Origin of the sequence: Gelidibacter gilvus (assembly GCF_004115975.1) — a bacterium.
In the GTDB taxonomy this organism is placed as follows: Bacteria; Bacteroidota; Bacteroidia; order Flavobacteriales; family Flavobacteriaceae; genus Gelidibacter; species Gelidibacter gilvus.
In genome coordinates, this window is the sequence record NZ_SDDZ01000004.1 from 128,265 (window position 1) to 145,680 (window position 17,416).

The window sequence follows — 17,416 nt, forward strand, 5'->3', positions numbered from 1 at the left end:
CCGTTGGTTTTTCACTTTGCAAATTCCTCTTAGGACTTATGTGATATTTGTATTACTTTCAAACAATTGCGTAACTTTGCGCTTCAAAATACAAAAACTAGTTAAATTTGTATTTTGCGTTTAGAAACAGCGATTCTTTCTTTAGAAGAAGCTTCTGTTTTTAGGAAATGAATCCTGTATTATGAGAAAAAAAGTAGCATTTTATACCTTAGGCTGCAAACTGAATTTTTCAGAAACCTCTACCATTGCAAGAACTTTTGTAGATGAAGGTTTTGATCGTGTGGAATTTAATGAGGTGGCTGATATTTATGTGATCAATACATGTTCTGTAACAGAAAATGCCGATAAACGTTTTAAATCTATTGTAAAACAAGCGCAGAAGGTCAATCCTAATGCTTTTGTGGCTGCAGTGGGATGTTATGCCCAGTTAAAACCTCAGGAGTTGGCAGATGTCAACGGTGTGGATTTGGTGCTTGGGGCTACAGAGAAGTTTAAAATCACCGATTATTTAAATGATCTTTCTAAAAACGACATGGGCGAGGTGCATTCCTGTGAGATTGAGGAAGCCGATTTTTACGTGGGAAGCTATTCCATTGGCGATAGAACACGTGCTTTTTTAAAGGTTCAAGATGGTTGCGATTATAAATGTACCTATTGTACCATTCCCTTGGCCCGCGGTATTTCGCGAAGTGATACTATGGAAAGTGTCATTGAGAACGCCAAGGAGATTGCCAGCCAGAATATCAAGGAAATTGTATTGACAGGTGTGAATATTGGCGATTATGGGAAAGGCGAATTCGGCAATAAGAAACATGAACATACCTTTTTGGATTTGGTAAAAGAATTGGATAAGGTAGAAGGCATTGAGCGCTTGCGAATCTCATCTATCGAACCCAACTTGCTCAAGAATGAAACCATCGATTTGGTTGCTAAATCGAGAGCTTTTGTCCCGCATTTCCATATTCCTTTGCAAAGTGGCAGTAACGAGATTCTAAAAAAGATGAAACGTCGCTACATGAAGGAGCTCTACGTAGATCGTGTTTCAAAAATAAAAGATGTCATGCCGCATGCGTGTATTGGCGTTGACGTTATCGTCGGATTTCCTGGAGAAACAGATGAACTCTTTTTGGAAACCTATAATTTCCTCAATGGTCTTGATATATCTTATTTACACGTGTTTACTTATTCGGAACGTGATAATACCGAAGCCGCTATCATGGACGGTGTGGTTTCCAAAAATGTGAGAGCGAAACGCAGTAAGATGTTAAGGGGATTATCGGTAAAAAAACGTCGCGCATTTTACGAAAGTCAATTGGGAAGCACTAGAACCGTTTTGTTTGAAGGTGAAAATAAAGAAGGTTATATTCATGGGTTTACAGAAAACTATGTCAAAGTAAAATTTCCTTGGAATCCAGAACTTGTGAACACACTACATCAAGTAGAACTCACTAAAATTGATGCTGATGGTATTGTAAGATTTGAATTTGTGCCTGTTCTTTCTCACTAAATTTTCTTTTTTGAATTGATAATGTGGTGTTTATCCGTCTTTTTCGCTATTTAACCTGTTTTTTTTAGATAATCAACACTTATCGATAAATTTGATGTTGATCCCATATCTAATAATTTAAAATGAAAACTTCATTACGCCTACTTTTCCTTACTGTCAGTTTTGTTATACTTGTGAGTATTTCAAAGGATGACGTTAAAAACCCTGTAATTGGTGGGTGGCAATTGACCACATGGACCGTCGGTATTCCTATCGATTTAAAAGCTAGCAAACACGTTACTACAAATCTTTTAGATCAAACTTCCTGCACAGTAAATGAAACCTTAAGTTTTGATAAAGATGGCATCGTAATCTCTGAAGATTCGTTCAGCCCTAAAATTACCATTCGATTAAAAGATGGTTCTTCTGATGTGTATATCGTTGAAGAGGTTTGTGCTGAAGGTGTTATTGGTTTTGCCACTGATTATTCCCAAGAGACTAATGGAGAAGTTCAATTTAATGGTACAATAGGGATTGTATCGAATAATCGACTAACCGTTGTTTACAAGGAGGCCATTAAGATTTACAATGAAGCACTAACTGAAGTGATTGAAAGTAAGGATCTGACGTTGGTTTACACAAAGAAAGGGTAAAAAAAAAACCGAAGCTTAACTTCGGATTTTTAATTTTAAATTCTGATTCCTACTGGAAGCATTTTTTGGTACTTTCTGTTTCTCCGTACAAATTTAGCTATCTCCGGACTCGTCGGTACAACACTAATATTGCGTTCTGAAATATTTTCAAAGACCAAGGTCAAAAAATCGGTTTCAAATTCCTCAGAAGTAATGCTCTCAGGAATGCACATTTTAGTTAGAAAAATTTTCCGGTCTTGTAAGGAGTATTCAATTTTTGCCAAATCATCTTCAATTTTAAGCTCGAATTGACGTAAGAAATCATTGTCAACTAACTCTAATGCATCAGTCATAATAATATATTTAATTTTATTTTTTGGGCTGGGAGGTGCGTTCACTACAATTTTATATAGCTTTGCGACACAAATTTACGAAAAATAACCTTAGCAATCGATTTCGTAACTGTTAAATACTTCAGAAGTAAATCCTTACGTGAGATTTAAAAGAGGTGTTTTTCATTGGTCGAGGTTCAAATTTGTACGTAGTTTTAAAATTTCAAATGGAGAAAAATATTATCCCCGTTTATCTAATGCCAGGAATGGCGGCGAAACCAACCATATTTAGTCGGATAAGGTTGCCTGAAGATCAATTTAAAATTTATTGGTTGGAGTGGATGATTCCCGAAGATAATGAAACTTTGGAAGCTTATGCCAAACGCATGATTCTTAAGATCGACCATGAAAATCCAGTACTTTTAGGAGTTTCTTTTGGCGGCATCCTAGTTCAGGAAATGAGTAAATTCATGAAGGTTAGGAAGTTGATTGTGGTAAGCAGTGTCAAATCACGCCATGAACTTCCTAAACGGATGAAGATTGCAAAATTTATTAGGGCTTATAAATATGTCCCAACACAATTGCTATCCAATTTGGACGTTCTCAAAAAGTACGCCTTCAATGAAACTGTTTCCAAACGTATAGATCTTTACAAAACCTATCTGGCAGTAAATGACAAGCGGTATTTGGATTGGGCCATAAAGGAGATGTTACTTTGGAACCAAGAAAAACCGATTGATGATGCTATTTATATACATGGAGACAAGGATGCCATTTTTACACAATCCTTTGGTGACGACTGCATTATTGTAAAGGGCGGCACGCATATTATGGTCGTTACAAAATACAAGTGGTTTAATAAACATCTTCCGGAATTAATAATGGGAGCCAAGTGAATAGTGTTGAATTATTTTTTACATTTATAAAAAAATTGCAAAATGAAAATGATTAAGAATTTATTAGCTATTGTGGGACTTGTGAGCATTTCAGGACTGTTCATATTTGCTGTCCAGTCGCCTGTAGATAAAGATATGAAGCCAGAGCAAAAATTGGACAATGGTTATAATATTTATGCTTTAAAAATACCCGATGAACTTAATTTTGCGGATGAACCGTTGCCTTTGTCAATTCCGGATGTGTATGAACGCATGGATCGAGAACTTTTAGTGAATACCTATTGGCAATCTAACGCACTTTTGATGTTCAAACGAGCTCAAAAGTATTTTCCTGTAATTGAACCTATCTTGAAAAAGCATGGTATTCCTGATGATTTCAAGTATTTGGCAGTGATCGAAAGCGGATTGACCAATGCGGTGTCACCAGCAGGTGCAAGAGGCATTTGGCAAATTATGCCAGCAACTGGCAAGGAAAATGGCCTAGAAATCAATGATAACGTTGATGAACGTTACCACTTAGAAAAATCTACAGAAGTAGCATGTAAGTATTTACTGCAATCAAAAAGGAGTTTAGGATCATGGACTTTGGCCGCTGCGGCTTATAATGCCGGAAACGCAGGGATATCAAGACGCCTAAAAGAACAGAATGTAAACGATTATTATGATTTATTGTTGGGAGAAGAAACAGGACGTTATATGTTTAGAATTGTGGCTTTAAAAGAAATTATGACCAATCCTAAAGTCTATGGTTTCAATTTTGAGGAGAATGACCTCTATGGCAACATTCCAACTTTCAATGTTGTAGTAGATAAAGAAATACCTGATTTTACGGCCTTTGCTCAAGAATATGGTATTAATTATAAAGTTCTTAAAATTCATAATCCTTGGTTGAGAGAAACCCGTTTGAACAATAAAACTAAAAAAGAGTACGTCATAGAAATTCCTGAAAAAGGACATTATTCCAATAACTAATGTTGGCCACCATCTCCAATAACATTTGGGTCATCCTAATTGCTATAAATTATCTCTTAGTTATTTTAACAGCATTTGTCGTGCTGACCAAAAACATAAATCCAACCAAAACGATATCATATATTATCATTTTGGTTTTTTTTCCATTTTTTGGCCTTATCGTCTATTATCTTTTTGGACAAGAATATCGAAAAAATAAAATATTCAACAGAAAAAATATTCTCAATCAAAAAATAATTACTGACGTCAGCAAACGTCTTAAACCTGACAAAGAGGAAATAAAGGAATTGAAAGAAGACCTTTTAGATGATAAAATCAAATTGGTTAAACTTCTTCATAGTAATGAAAATGCACCATTAACCACCAATAATGAGGTGAAAATCATTAAAAACGGCGAAAATAAGTTCGAATTACTTCTTGCCGATTTAAGAAAAGCCAAACAACACATTCACATGGAATATTATATTTTACGTGATGATAAAATAGGGTTGGAGGTCATTGATATTCTTTGTGCTAAAGCAAATGAAGGTGTTAAGGTAAGGTTGAGTATTGATGATGTAGGAAGTAGTGTATCGCGGAAAAACAAGAAAAGAATGGTGGAGAGTGGCGTGGAATGGCACTCTTTTATGCCGGTTCTTTTTCCAGGCTTTACGGGAAAAATGAATTATAGAAACCACCGTAAAATTGTAATTATTGACGGCCAGATTGGATATATAGGGGGGATTAATGTTTCTGATACTTATGTTAATTATGACGACTCTGATAAATTCTGGAGAGATACACATTTAAGGATTATCGGAGAATCTGTAAAGTCTTTGCAAATCCATTTCTTGATGACCTGGGAGTTTGTTTCAAAGAAAGAGATTGAAATAGAAGAAAGTTTTTTTCCAAAGGAAAACTGTAACGAATATGTGGCCATGCAAATTGCCGCTAGTGGGCCAGATACGGATTGGGCCAACATCATGGAGGTGATTTTTACAGCCATTGTTACCGCTGAAAAATACGTGTATTTAACAACGCCTTATTTTATTCCAAATGAACAAATTATTACCGCTTTGCAAGTGGCCTCAAAGAGTGGCGTTGATGTAAGGTTGCTGATACCTAAAGATTCAGATTCTTGGACCGCAAAACACGCTACAAACTCTTATATAGAATGTTTGTTAGAGGCCGATATTAAAATTTACAGATATTGCAAAGGGTTTATCCACGCCAAAACCATCGTGATAGATGATGTGTTCTCCACGGTGGGAACCACCAACATGGACTATAGAAGCTTCAATATTAATTTTGAAATCAATGCGATTATTTACAACAAAGAAAAAAGTCTGGAGCTGAAATCACATTTCTTCGAAGATTTAAATGAAAGTGAAGCCATTGATAAAGACAGATGGTTAAAAAGACCAAAGATTGAAAAATTAAAAGAATCCTATTGCCGATTGTGGGCTCCATTACTTTAGTCGGTGGTTTGTTTTTTATCAATCTTTAGTGATCTTGTATTGCGCCGTGTCGTTTTGACTCAATAACAATTGAAAAATACCTTTATGAGCCTTTTCCGTAAAGTGATCTTTCGTAGAAGTATTTACGTTTTTTAGGAAGAACTTTCGGTCAATATCAGAAATCTGTTTGTATTGATTGATGTAAAAACCTGCAGGCGCTCCAAAGGAATGTTTAAATGCCGAAAGTGCTTGGTTGAATTTATTATGACGTTCGTCAGCATAAACAACGGTGACATTTTTATTGAAATGGCGGGCTTTCTTTTTGGCAATATCTCTTTTGCTCCAATATAAGATTATAATGTCGACCTTTCCAATATACTCATTGGCTATGTTGTTAATTGTTTTTATTTCTTCTTTGGTTTGAATGATCGCCGCGTTTTTTGTAATCAGCAAAAATGGCTTGTTAATATGTTCTGTATGCAGTATGCCTCCCGATATTTTTTTGAATTTTAAATCAGAAATATAAGTATTTCTTAAATGGGTTTTTATAAGCGTATCAAATAGGGAATCCACCTCATTTGGCATTTGATTTTTGATGGCCAGATCAGATTTGATATTGAATTTTCTTAAATGTTGCGAAAGCGCATCTTCAAAATATACTTTTTGCTCTTGTGCAAAGAGCAGAGGGATATAAGTGAAAAGTAAAAGGATAAGTAGTTTTCTAAAGATCATAAGCGGATGTGTTTGTTAAGGATGAGCAACTTAGGCTTTATTCAAAACAATCTCAAAACTTCTCGATAAGCGCTTAAAAAGCACTGCTAATCTCCATAAAAAAAGCACTTCGTGTAGAAGTGCTTGGGTTTATTCCGTCAGATTAAGGATTAAGAGCCTGTTTTGACTTTTCAGAAATATGATGCCTAACGTCTTCTTCCTTGTCTGTTTCCTCCGTAATGTTGATTGGGCATTTGGGCTTTTTTCATGCTGTCCTTCATCATTTTAATTTGATCTGCCAGCATGTTGCGTTTATCTAATTTTTGAGCTTCGCTCAAAAGCATTTTAGCTTCTTGAGGACGTCTTTTACTGAATGCAATTCCAGCCAAGTTCAATTTTGCCATGGCCATATCGTGATCCATTGCCAAACCGAAAGTTAGTGCCTTTTTGAAATATTTCTCGGCTTCATTCATATTGGTTTGAGATACTAGTATCCCGTGAAGGTAATTGTAATAACCTTCTTGCTTTTTAACCAAAGCACTAGAAGGATTCTTTATCATATTCAACCACTTTTTGGCACCCACAAAATCTTGCTTACGCAACCTTAAAAATGCTAACAGGATAAATTCGTTCTTAAAATATAGAAATACGAAAATTGTCGATAGTAAAATAAACATAATGCCATTTCCGATATAGCCTTCGGTAAATTGATAAATGGCATAAGCTATGATTAAAGCAGTTATAACGAGTTTAATATTTTTATTGTACATGATTTAATTTAATGTTTTATAAGTAATAGTAGATGTTATTTTTGTTGGTATGGTTATGTTTTGAGCATGAACTTGTGTATCACCTATATAAACGCCTTCAACGGAAATGTCCTTGAATAAACCGGTTTTTGAACTCGCATTTATCGCTGTTTTTTGGGTTCCTGTAAGTATCATTGTGACATTCTCATCAATATTGGACATCGTGGTGTCCGCATTTCCAGAAACCGTGTACATATCTGCATCGCGCCCTGTTAAAGTCCATTTGTTTTTCGCTTGTAAATCCCCTTGATAACTATTCTCCCAAGCATCATTGATAGTGACGGATTTGCCAGGCAAGAAATAAGTCATCTGTTCAAAACTGTTGGAAAGTGCATGACTTCCAAATTGTTTTTCAAATTGTGCTTTGTTGGCTTCAATGGTAGCTTCATCAGTAATATCAGCAGCTTTAAACATCGAGGCAATTAGTTTTTCCCCTCCAGAAACCGATTGGATCTTTCCTGTTCTCTCCATAATCATAGTTACAGGAATGTTTAAAGTACCCTTAAACATTTTAGAGGTCAGGTCCGATTCGTCCATATTGGCAGTATCGACGTTGAGCAATTCTCCAAGTTCTGGAGAGCTCATGGTCATTTTTAGATGTTGGAATGTCATTTCTAAAGTGATGACATCGTCTTCCACTTTAACCACTTTAAACTGCATGGCACTTTTTAAATGGTTATTTATAATTTGATCTACGCCATTAATTTCTTGTACGATGTGCTGTTTGGCCTGTTGTTCAACCTGAAAAGTGTCATTGACATTAAGGTTATATTGAAGGCTTTGCTGTGCAGCGACACCCAAGGATGAAAGAAAAACAAGCAAAATGGTGAAGGTCTTCATAGGACGTAATGTGGTATCTGTTTTCAAATCACAAAGAAACTAATTTTTTTTAAGTTGGCATTGATATATTCTATCTTATTAAAGATGATATCGCTTATAAATAAGTCGTATTTTTGGAGGTTAAATTGTGAGATGAAAGTTTCATGAAAATATTTTAATATTAGATTTGCCAGAGTAAAAAGTCTTTGTATATTTGCCCGCAGTTTTGGAGAAAGAATCAAGACGAAATTTTAGACTATTCAAGATTATTTTAAAGATATAAAACAATGAGCAAAAGAACGTTTCAACCATCGAAAAGAAAGAGAATAAACAAACACGGTTTTAGAGAAAGAATGGCTTCGGCTAATGGAAGAAAAGTCCTTGCTCGTAGAAGAGCTAAAGGAAGAGCGAAACTATCTGTATCTTCTGAGCCAAGTCATAAAAAATAATGATTAACAATTGTTGATATTTAAAGGTGTTACTTAGGTGTAACGCCTTTTTTTGTACCTACTTGATACTTATTTTTGTGCCGATATAACAAAACAATCGAAAACGTCAAAAGTTTGAAATTGACATCCAAGTTTTCAACATTTAAGAACACCGTCTGCCCGTCCGCAGCATTTGCGGAGGCGGGAATATAGAACCCTGAAAAAAATAACTCAACACAATGCCTAGAAACAAAAACATCAAATCTGTATTAATTATCGGATCGGGACCAATCGTTATCGGACAAGCTTGCGAGTTTGATTATGCTGGTACCCAAGCCTTACGCTCACTTCGAGAAGACGGTATAGAAACCATCCTCATCAATTCAAATCCGGCAACGATCATGACAGACCCTACCATGGCCGATCATGTTTATTTATTGCCACTCACTACAAAATCAATCATCCAAATCTTAGAGGAGCATCCGCAAATTGATGCAGTGTTGCCTACAATGGGAGGACAGACAGCACTAAATCTATGTATTCAAGCAGATGAAAAAGGCATCTGGAAAGATTTTGGTGTAAGCCTTATTGGGGTTGATATCAATGCCATAAATATTACTGAAGACCGCGAGCAGTTTAGAGAGTTAATGCTTAAAATTGGGGTTCCGATGGCTGCTCAAGCTACGGCGACCTCTTATTTGGAAGGAAAGGAAATTGCCCAAGAGTTTGGTTTTCCTTTGGTTATTAGGGCATCCTACACGCTTGGTGGAGAGGGAGCGTCATTTGTGCATACTGAAGATCAGTTTGATGAATTATTGACACGTGGTCTAGAGGTTTCTCCTATTCATGAGGTCATGATTGACAAAGCATTGATAGGATGGAAAGAATACGAATTGGAGTTGCTGCGCGATAAAAATGATAACGTTGTCATTATTTGTACCATTGAAAACATGGATCCGATGGGCATCCACACAGGAGATTCCATTACTGTTGCGCCTGCAATGACCTTATCTGATACAACATTCCAACGCATGCGTGACATGGCTATTCATATGATGCGTAGCATTGGCGACTTTGCTGGCGGATGTAATGTTCAGTTTGCCGTGAGCCCAGATGAGAATGAAGATATCATTGCGATTGAAATCAATCCGCGGGTTTCCCGTTCGTCTGCATTGGCGAGTAAGGCCACTGGATATCCAATTGCGAAAATTGCCTCAAAATTGGCTATCGGTTATCATTTGGACGAATTGACCAACCAAATAACAAAATCAACATCAGCTTTATTTGAGCCGACATTGGATTATGTAGTTGTGAAAATTCCGCGTTGGAATTTTGATAAATTCGAAGGTGCCGATCGTACTTTAGGTCTTCAGATGAAGTCTGTAGGAGAAGTTATGGCCATTGGACGCTCGTTCCAGGAAGCGCTTCACAAAGCCACACAATCTTTGGAAATTAAGCGCAACGGACTTGGTGCTGACGGAAAAGGTTATAAAAACTACGATCAAATTCTCGATAAATTGGAACATGCCAGCTGGGATCGCGTTTTTGTGATTTATGATGCCATCCAAATGGGAATTCCATTGAGCCGTATCCATAAAATCACAAAAATTGATATGTGGTTCTTAAAGCAATATGAAGAATTGTACCATCTTGAAAAAGAAATCTCAACCTTCACTATTGACACCATTGAGCATGATTTGTTGTTGGAAGCCAAACAAAAAGGCTACGGCGACAGACAAATTGCGCACATGTTGAACTGTTTGGAAAGCCAGGTTTATAATAAACGTGATGAATTGAATATAAAACGTATCTATAAATTGGTAGATACCTGTGCAGCCGAGTTTAAAGCACAAACTCCTTATTACTATTCGACATTTGAAAATAATGTGGAAGCTGCAGACGGAACTTTAATGTCAGGCAATGAAAGCGTGGTATCTGATAAGAAAAAGATCATCGTTTTAGGGTCAGGCCCTAACCGAATTGGACAAGGTATTGAGTTCGATTATTGCTGTGTCCATGGTGTTATGGCTGCTTCAGAATGTGGCTACGAAACTATTATGATCAATTGTAATCCAGAAACGGTTTCTACAGATTTTGATATTTCTGATAAATTGTATTTTGAGCCTGTGTTTTGGGAACATATTTATGACATCATCCGTCATGAAAAACCAGAAGGTGTCATTGTGCAATTAGGTGGACAAACAGCATTGAAATTGGCTGAAAAATTAGATCGTTATGGCATCAAAATTATTGGAACCACATATAAGTCGCTTGACTTAGCTGAAGACAGAGGTAGTTTTTCGAAATTATTAAAAGAAAACAATATTCCTTATCCAGAATTTGACGTGGCTACCACGGCAGATGAAGCTTTGGCAATTTCCGATGTACTTGATTTCCCAATATTGGTAAGACCTTCTTATGTTCTTGGCGGTCAAGGCATGAAAATTGTCATCAACAGGAAAGAACTGGAGGAGCATGTGGTGAATTTACTCAGAAAAATGCCAAATAACCAACTGCTTTTAGATCGTTATTTAGATGGCGCGATTGAGGCGGAAGCTGATGCTATCTGCGATGGTGAAAATGTGTACATCATTGGTATTATGGAGCATATTGAACCTTGTGGTGTCCATTCAGGTGATAGTAATGCAACCTTGCCACCATTTAATTTGGGCGAATTTGTATTGCAGCAAATAAAGGATCACACTAAAAAAATTGCCTTGGCATTAAACACAGTTGGACTGATCAACGTTCAATTTGCAATCAAGGATGATATTGTTTACATCATTGAAGCTAACCCAAGAGCATCCAGAACTGTACCTTTTATTGCAAAGGCCTATAAAGAACCTTATGTCAATTATGCAACTAAAGTCATGTTGGGCGAGAAGAAGGTCACCGACTTTAATTTCAATCCGCAATTGGAAGGTTTTGCCGTTAAACAACCAGTGTTTTCTTTTAATAAGTTTCCGACGGTCAACAAACAATTGGGACCAGAGATGAAGAGTACTGGAGAAAGCATTCTGTTTATTGACAGTTTAAAAGATGACCAATTTTATAATTTGTACTCGAGACGTAAAATGTATTTGAGTAAATAACAAGTTATTAGCGAATTTATTCGTTGAAATGCATTCTATGGTTTATTAATAAATTGTAATTTAGTTATCGTGCTAATGACATTTATTTAATGAATATAAAATGCATTTCTTTTTTGATGGTCTTTTTTGTGTAAGCAGATCCTAATATTGCGGATGGGAACGGAACAACTGCATTGCATTATGCTATTTTGAGCAGTGATGAAGCTGTAGTGAAATTATTGGTTGATGCTTATGCTGATGTAGCTTTTAAAGATAAAAGAGGTAATTTTCGCATAGATTATGGCAATATGGTCCAAAATCAGACCATTATAAATCTTTTGAAAAAGAATAAAATATGAAAAAAACTACTTTGGCCCTTTGGGGTATTTTATTAACTTCATTTGGTTTTGCTCAAACCTATTCTACAGGAACTATGGAGCTTTACGACGTAAATGATGCTGTTTTTACCGCAAAAGTTGATGTTACAAGTGATTTGGTGACACTGACCTTAAGCGGTCCCGATAATCGTTATTTGGGATTTGGATTTGGTCTTCAAACAATGGGTTCTGGTGGAGATGTCGTGATGTTTTATGATGATGCAGGCACCCCTGAGATAGATTTTCAATTGTCTGATAGAAAATTTCTGGGAACTGGACAGATGTCAGAAATTGATGTCAATCAAGATTGGACCTTGGTGTCAAATACACTTGAGGATGGTCAGCGAACTGTGGTCGGCACGAGAGTTCCGGATACTGGGCATGATGATGATTATGTGTTTTCGACTTCTCATAGTTCGTTGGATTTTGTTTGGGCATTTGGTAATAGCTATTCACTTGGATTGCAAGGTAATGCAAGGGGTGGTTCTATGGAATCCTTAATCTTAAGTCAAGAGGATGAGTCATTAAGTGAGTTTAAAATGACTCCTAATCCTGGGCGTTCTAAATTTATATTGCAACTTCCTGCTGGCGTTAGCAATGTAAAGATTCAGGTATATGATGTGTTAGGAAAGAACATTTTAAACAGATCCGTAAGTACGCTTTCAACCACAATCGATGTTTCAAAATGGAACAATGGTGTGTACTTGGTTAGAGTGACGTCAGAAAATGGTACACTTACCAAACGTTTTGTGAAACAATAGATTTTTAAGAAAATATATTTTAAGCCATCAATAATAGAATTGATGGCTTTTTTTATGAGAGTAATGGCATACTTACCAAATACAGAAGTCCGATTAAAATGGCGATCCCAAAACTGATGAGGGTTCCAATTAAAATGTATTCTGTCAATTTTCGCTCTTTTGATTCCCTAAGATCTCCAAATCTGAATACTGATTTTGCCGTAATCAAAAAGCCTACAGCTTCCCAATGATCTAAAATCACAAAGACAAATACCAGAACGCGTTCTAAAATCCCGATATACTTTCCCGCATCTTTAAGCGATTCATTGCCTTCAATGATCTTTGAAATGTTCCATTTTAAAAAGATGGTTTTCATAATGATAGAAACGGGAATGGTCAAGAAGAGTACACAGGTTAGGAGCAAGAGGGTGTGTGAGGTCAGTAAATGATCCAAACTATAGTCCTTGCCTATAAACAACCAATAGACAAGCAAAATCACTAGAAGATGTAAAAATTGATCCACAAAGAACAGGAACCGTTTTGTTTTCTTCTTTTGTAACATCAGTTTTAAGGCATCAATTACAAAATGTGAAACGCCGATGATTAGGATCATTGGCCATTTTGAAACATCCCAAAGAAGTACAAACAATAAAACGATATGAATTAAAACATGGAGATAGAGCTTTGGAGATCTCAATGTTTTCTTTTCCTTTTCTTTGATCCAAGATGCTGGTTGAAGGAAAAAATCCCCAATAAGATGTGCGAGTATGAGTTTTATGAGTATCATGCCTGTAATTGTATTATTTTTTGGCGGTAATGCTGTTCCAACTGCATAATAAGTTCTAAATGGGCGCGCTTTTGTCTGCTGCTCACTGCATTTTGGTTGATGCCTATAAGTTTGCCAAGTTCTTCCTGTAAGGCATTTGGTTGCTCAATATATAACTTTACAATTTCTGCCGAATTTGTGGTCCAATGATCCATTATGGTCAAAGCCAATTTCAAGTAGAGATTGAGCTCTTGGTTCAATTGGTCGTTTGTGGTTTTGATCTTGAGATTGACTTTTTCCTTTTTTAGGCTTTCTAAAGTATCACCCGAAAATTGAAAGGCTTCTCCATTGGATTCCACAACCGTTTTACCAGTAAACGATTTTTCTCCGATACCTATCGCAATGCGTACATCCAAACCCTTGATGGTTTTTAAGCAAGCCTTAATGTAAATAGCAGCTTTCAGACTTTCTCCTATGTTTTCCAACTCCAATTGAAAACTATCGCCTCTATAGATTTCCCATTGCGAAGGATTTTTGGAGCATTGGGTTAAAGCTTTTTTCAAAGTAGAAAGCCAGACCTCCGGATTTTTGATAGATCGTGATTTGATGATATCTCCTGTCAATATGCTTGTCATAATAGGTGTTTATGAATTTAGATTATCACCTTATCTTGTGATAATCTAAGTTATCATGTATTTAAGCGATAAAATAAATTATCAACTTATTGAGTGATATTCAAATATATTGCATATTTACGAGATAAACAAGTTACGGAATAGCAACCTTAACTTTGTAAGCTTCTAGAATATGTAAATAATCATTCGGTGAAAAGTCTTTTTCTTTAAATTCCTTTCGTCTCAAGCGCTTCATATCATTCCGTTTCAAACATTTTAAAAACCGTCTGACTCCCTGTTTGTCGTTGATTATCAATCCTGGAACTTCAACAGAATTCCCTTCATCATCCTTGGCAACCATGGTAAAATAAGAAGAGTTGCAATGCTTTATCTCGCCAGTTCTAATGTTTTCCGCTTCCACCCGAATGCCCACGACCATGGAGGTATTGCCTACGTAATTAATAGATGCCTTCATGGTCACCAACTCACCAATTTCAATGGGGTTCAAGAAATCGACAGTATCTACAGAGGCCGTGACACAATAAGTTTTGGAGTGTTTTGAAGCGCAGGCAAATGCAATCTGATCCATTAAATTGAGAATATAACCACCATGGATTTTTCCATTAAAGTTAGAATTTGAGGGCAACATCAACTCTGAAATTAAAATTCGAGAGTCATCTACTTTTTTAAATTTTGTCTCGTCTTGCATATTATTCGTCATCACTGGCGCGTTTTAAAAGTTTTTCGTTTTGTTGTTTACTGGCCTTTGCACCAAGTTTTTTCAATGTTTCCACACGTTTGATCAAATTTCCTTTTCCGGTTAATTTGACCATTGCATTGTCATAAGATTTTTGAACCGTTCCTATCTGATTCCCAACTTTGATCAATTCTTCAGTTAAGTTTACAAAAGAATCATATAGGCGACCTGCTTGCGTGGCTATTGCAATGGCATTTGCTTTTTGCTTCTCGTTTTGCCACATGCTGTCAATGGTTTTTAAAACCGCAAGTAGGGTAGTAGGTGTCACGATGATGATGTTTTTATCAAAGGCATCACTGTACAAGGCAGGATATTCCATAGAAGCGATGGCAAAGGCAGATTCGATAGGGATGAACAACAGTACAAAATCCGGACTTTCCATATCATAGAGTTGGTGATAATTCTTTTCTCCCAATTCCCTCACGTGTTTTCTAACGGATATTAAATGATTTTTCAAGTGGGCAGGGCGCTCTGATTCGTCAACTTCATTGATATACCGCTCATAAGCTATTAAAGGTACTTTTGAATCGACGATCATCTTTTTATCCCCTGGCAAAGAAATGACCACATCGGGGAGTACACGTTTGCCTTCTTCTGTAGTAAAACTTTGCTGTACAAAATACTCACTATCTTTTTGAAGTCCGCTGCGCTCCAAAACACGTTCCAATACCAATTCTCCCCAGTTTCCCTGCATTTTGGTGTCGCCCTTCAGGGCTTTGGTCAGATTGGTGGTCTCTTTGCTCATTTGCTCATTGAGCTCTTTTAAGCCGATGATTTGACGGCGTAGATCGGCACTTCTGGTGATATCTTCCTTATTGGTTTCTTCCACGCGCTTTTCAAAATGCTGAATTTTTTCTTGTAAAGGTTTTAAAATGGCGTCAATATTTTCTTTATTCTGGGTGGTGAATTTGGTCGATTTTTCATCTAGGATTTTATTGGCTAAACTTTCAAACTCTATGGCGAATTTTTCCTGTAATTTTTCAACTTCAGCTTTCTGTTCTTGATTTTTTGTGAATAGATTTTCAAAATCGGAATTTTTGCGCGTCAATTCCGTGTTTAGGAATTCCTTATCCCTGCGGATAAATTCGCGATCTTCTTCAATTTTACTTATGGATTCTTTAAGTGAGCTGAGTTGGGCTTCACTTCGTTGCTCAATTTTCTGTACTTCTAAATCGTACTGTACTCTAGAATCTTGAAGCTGTTGCTGAAGATTGATAAGGCGTTCTTCAAGCGTACTTTGCAAGCCTTTACTTTTAAGTTTGCTGATGGTAATACCTATATAGAAGCCAATTCCGGCAGAAATAAGAATGGAAATAATAAGAATAATGCTGTCGTTCATTTAAAAAAGTGAGTTTTATCAAAGATAGATTTTTTTTTGAAAGATGATGGAAGATGGAAGATAGAAGCACGGAGCTAGAAGTTAGGGATTGAAGTTGAAGTTGAATTTACCCGCCTGAATGACAGCGTCGGGCAGGAAGTTGAAATTGAACACGAAACACCTGAATCTGAAGACTGCCAACTGAATACTGCGACCTACTTATTGATTCTAAATGTTCCCGTGTTTTCGTCAAAAGAGATCAAATCTTTAGGGAATAAACTGTTAAAAGTACCTTTAGAAATGAGATGACATGGTTGACCAGAAACGACCTCGTTTTCACTCATCACAATGATGTTATCGCACAATTGGATCGCCAAATCAATTTCATGCGAAGAAAATAAAATGGTTTTCCCGGTGTCTTTTGCTAATTTCTGAAGCAGTTTTAAAATATACGCCTTGTGGTACATATCCAGATGTGTGGTTGGTTCATCCAGAATGATCAAGTCGGTGTCTTGAGCCAAAGCACGCGCAATCATTACTTTTTGAAGCTGGCCATCGCTTAATTCGAAGCATTTTTTAATTTTAAGAGCTTCGATATTGGTCTGAGCCAATGCTTTATTGGTGATGTTAATATCTTCCTGAGATAAATTTCCCATCCAGTTGGTATAGGGTTGCCGTCCTAAAGCCACCAATTCGAAAACGGAGAGATTTTTTGAAGCAATCTGCTCGGTCAGTACCAGACTTAATTGTTTGGCCAAGTCAATCGGCTCATAATCTAAAACCGATTTCGAATTGATGTAAATCTCACCTGATAGAGGTTTTTGGACATTGGTCAAGGTCCGTAAAAGCGTGGATTTTCCAATGCCATTGGCGCCAACTAATCCTACCAATTGTCCTTTTTCCAAAACAATATTGATAGTGTCTGCTACAACCGTTGCGCCCTTTTTGGACGTATAGCCGATAGAAAGGTTCTTTGTTTCGAGAACGATATGTGGTGGTGTGGTAGTCAAGTGATTATTTAGTGAAATTGCCATTATAAAAATACAAATTTCAATTAGGTTTTAGTGTGGTTTGATGTCTTATTTGTGTTGTCTGTAGCGTGTGCGATCTGTTCAACATTTCTATATTCTTTATTCAAAATTAGAGATTCAAAATTACTGTTCTATCATCTCATTGATGTTTAAGATGTCGCCCCTCTGGGGCTTATTTTACTCGTTTTACTTTGCTACACAGATATCATCCCTCTGGGATT

The 17,416-nt window shown here is 36.6% G+C and carries 18 protein-coding genes; 9 read left to right on the plus strand and 9 right to left on the minus strand.

Annotated features, from left to right (window positions below):
• The first annotated feature begins 181 nt into the window (after nucleotides 1-181).
• Together mtaB and ESZ48_RS09030 are read left to right on the plus strand one after the other, a co-directional pair.
• Nucleotides 182-1,507 carry a tRNA (N(6)-L-threonylcarbamoyladenosine(37)-C(2))-methylthiotransferase MtaB gene (mtaB, locus tag ESZ48_RS09025; RefSeq protein ID WP_129017044.1) on the plus strand — a complete coding sequence of 442 codons (1,326 nt, stop codon included), beginning with the start codon at nucleotides 182-184 and terminating at the stop codon, nucleotides 1,505-1,507.
• 122 nt (nucleotides 1,508-1,629) lie between these two features.
• Nucleotides 1,630-2,139 carry a hypothetical protein gene (locus tag ESZ48_RS09030; RefSeq protein ID WP_129017045.1) on the plus strand — a complete coding sequence of 170 codons (510 nt, stop codon included), beginning with the start codon at nucleotides 1,630-1,632 and terminating at the stop codon, nucleotides 2,137-2,139.
• A 35-nt stretch (nucleotides 2,140-2,174) separates the two neighbouring features.
• Here ESZ48_RS09030 and ESZ48_RS09035 read toward each other — a convergent pair whose 3' ends face one another.
• Nucleotides 2,175-2,471, minus strand: coding sequence for an N-acetyltransferase (locus ESZ48_RS09035; RefSeq protein ID WP_129017047.1), 297 nt, complete (start codon nucleotides 2,469-2,471; stop codon nucleotides 2,175-2,177).
• Nucleotides 2,472-2,677: 206 nt separating this feature from the next.
• Between ESZ48_RS09035 and ESZ48_RS09040 the strand changes: the two genes are divergently transcribed.
• From ESZ48_RS09040 to cls, 3 genes are read left to right on the plus strand one after another with little or no spacing between them, the layout of a single operon-like run.
• Complete coding sequence (locus tag ESZ48_RS09040) at nucleotides 2,678-3,346, plus strand: alpha/beta fold hydrolase (protein ID WP_129017049.1); 669 nt, start codon at nucleotides 2,678-2,680, stop codon at nucleotides 3,344-3,346.
• 42 nt (nucleotides 3,347-3,388) lie between these two features.
• A complete protein-coding gene (locus tag ESZ48_RS09045) occupies nucleotides 3,389-4,318 on the plus strand; it encodes a lytic transglycosylase domain-containing protein (RefSeq protein WP_129017051.1) in 930 nt (309 codons plus the stop codon).
• The gene (gene cls, locus ESZ48_RS09050) at nucleotides 4,318-5,775 is read left to right on the plus strand and encodes a cardiolipin synthase (RefSeq protein WP_129017053.1); all 1,458 of its coding nucleotides are present in this window, start codon (nucleotides 4,318-4,320) and stop codon (nucleotides 5,773-5,775) included. The genes ESZ48_RS09045 and cls overlap by 1 nt, the downstream gene beginning before the upstream one ends.
• 18 nt (nucleotides 5,776-5,793) lie before the next feature.
• Here cls and ESZ48_RS09055 read toward each other — a convergent pair whose 3' ends face one another.
• The 3 genes from ESZ48_RS09055 to ESZ48_RS09065 form a co-directional block, all read right to left on the minus strand.
• Nucleotides 5,794-6,486, minus strand: coding sequence for a hypothetical protein (locus ESZ48_RS09055; RefSeq protein WP_129017054.1), 693 nt, complete (start codon nucleotides 6,484-6,486; stop codon nucleotides 5,794-5,796).
• A 185-nt stretch (nucleotides 6,487-6,671) separates the two neighbouring features.
• Nucleotides 6,672-7,235, minus strand: coding sequence for a DUF2892 domain-containing protein (locus ESZ48_RS09060; protein WP_129017056.1), 564 nt, complete (start codon nucleotides 7,233-7,235; stop codon nucleotides 6,672-6,674).
• 3 nt (nucleotides 7,236-7,238) lie between these two features.
• Entirely contained in the window at nucleotides 7,239-8,141 is a 903-nt protein-coding gene (locus ESZ48_RS09065) for a DUF6263 family protein (protein WP_129017057.1), read from the minus strand.
• Between the two features lie 239 nt (nucleotides 8,142-8,380).
• On the opposite strand from ESZ48_RS09065, the gene rpmH reads away from it, so the two are divergent.
• The 4 genes from rpmH to ESZ48_RS09085 all read left to right on the plus strand — a co-directional run bounded on the left by rpmH (nucleotide 8,381) and on the right by ESZ48_RS09085 (nucleotide 12,730).
• Nucleotides 8,381-8,542 carry a 50S ribosomal protein L34 gene (gene rpmH / locus ESZ48_RS09070; RefSeq protein WP_129017059.1) on the plus strand — a complete coding sequence of 54 codons (162 nt, stop codon included), beginning with the start codon at nucleotides 8,381-8,383 and terminating at the stop codon, nucleotides 8,540-8,542.
• Nucleotides 8,543-8,760: 218 nt separating this feature from the next.
• A complete protein-coding gene (gene carB / locus ESZ48_RS09075) occupies nucleotides 8,761-11,613 on the plus strand; it encodes a carbamoyl-phosphate synthase large subunit (RefSeq protein ID WP_129017061.1) in 2,853 nt (950 codons plus the stop codon).
• Nucleotides 11,614-11,759: 146 nt separating this feature from the next.
• Entirely contained in the window at nucleotides 11,760-11,951 is a 192-nt protein-coding gene (locus ESZ48_RS19780) for an ankyrin repeat domain-containing protein (protein WP_129017272.1), read from the plus strand.
• Nucleotides 11,948-12,730, plus strand: coding sequence for a T9SS type A sorting domain-containing protein (locus ESZ48_RS09085; protein WP_129017063.1), 783 nt, complete (start codon nucleotides 11,948-11,950; stop codon nucleotides 12,728-12,730). Before ESZ48_RS19780 ends, ESZ48_RS09085 begins: the two co-directional genes overlap by 4 nt.
• A 52-nt stretch (nucleotides 12,731-12,782) precedes the next feature.
• Here the strand turns inward: ESZ48_RS09085 and ESZ48_RS09090 are convergent, their stop codons facing one another.
• The 5 genes from ESZ48_RS09090 to ESZ48_RS09110 form a co-directional block, all read right to left on the minus strand.
• A complete protein-coding gene (locus ESZ48_RS09090) occupies nucleotides 12,783-13,496 on the minus strand; it encodes a DUF3307 domain-containing protein (RefSeq protein WP_129017065.1) in 714 nt (237 codons plus the stop codon).
• A complete protein-coding gene (locus ESZ48_RS09095) occupies nucleotides 13,493-14,110 on the minus strand; it encodes a SatD family protein (protein WP_129017067.1) in 618 nt (205 codons plus the stop codon). Before ESZ48_RS09095 ends, ESZ48_RS09090 begins: the two co-directional genes overlap by 4 nt.
• Nucleotides 14,111-14,243: 133 nt before the next feature.
• Nucleotides 14,244-14,810, minus strand: a complete 567-nt coding sequence (locus ESZ48_RS09100) for an acyl-CoA thioesterase (protein ID WP_223266403.1) — start codon at nucleotides 14,808-14,810, stop codon at nucleotides 14,244-14,246.
• Nucleotides 14,800-16,185 (minus strand): DNA recombination protein RmuC, encoded by a 1,386-nt coding sequence (rmuC, locus tag ESZ48_RS09105; RefSeq protein WP_129017068.1) that lies wholly within the window; start codon nucleotides 16,183-16,185, stop codon nucleotides 14,800-14,802. The genes ESZ48_RS09100 and rmuC overlap by 11 nt, the downstream gene beginning before the upstream one ends.
• Nucleotides 16,186-16,379: 194 nt before the next feature.
• Nucleotides 16,380-17,198 carry an ABC transporter ATP-binding protein gene (locus ESZ48_RS09110; protein WP_129017069.1) on the minus strand — a complete coding sequence of 273 codons (819 nt, stop codon included), beginning with the start codon at nucleotides 17,196-17,198 and terminating at the stop codon, nucleotides 16,380-16,382.
• Nucleotides 17,199-17,416 lie beyond the last annotated feature (218 nt).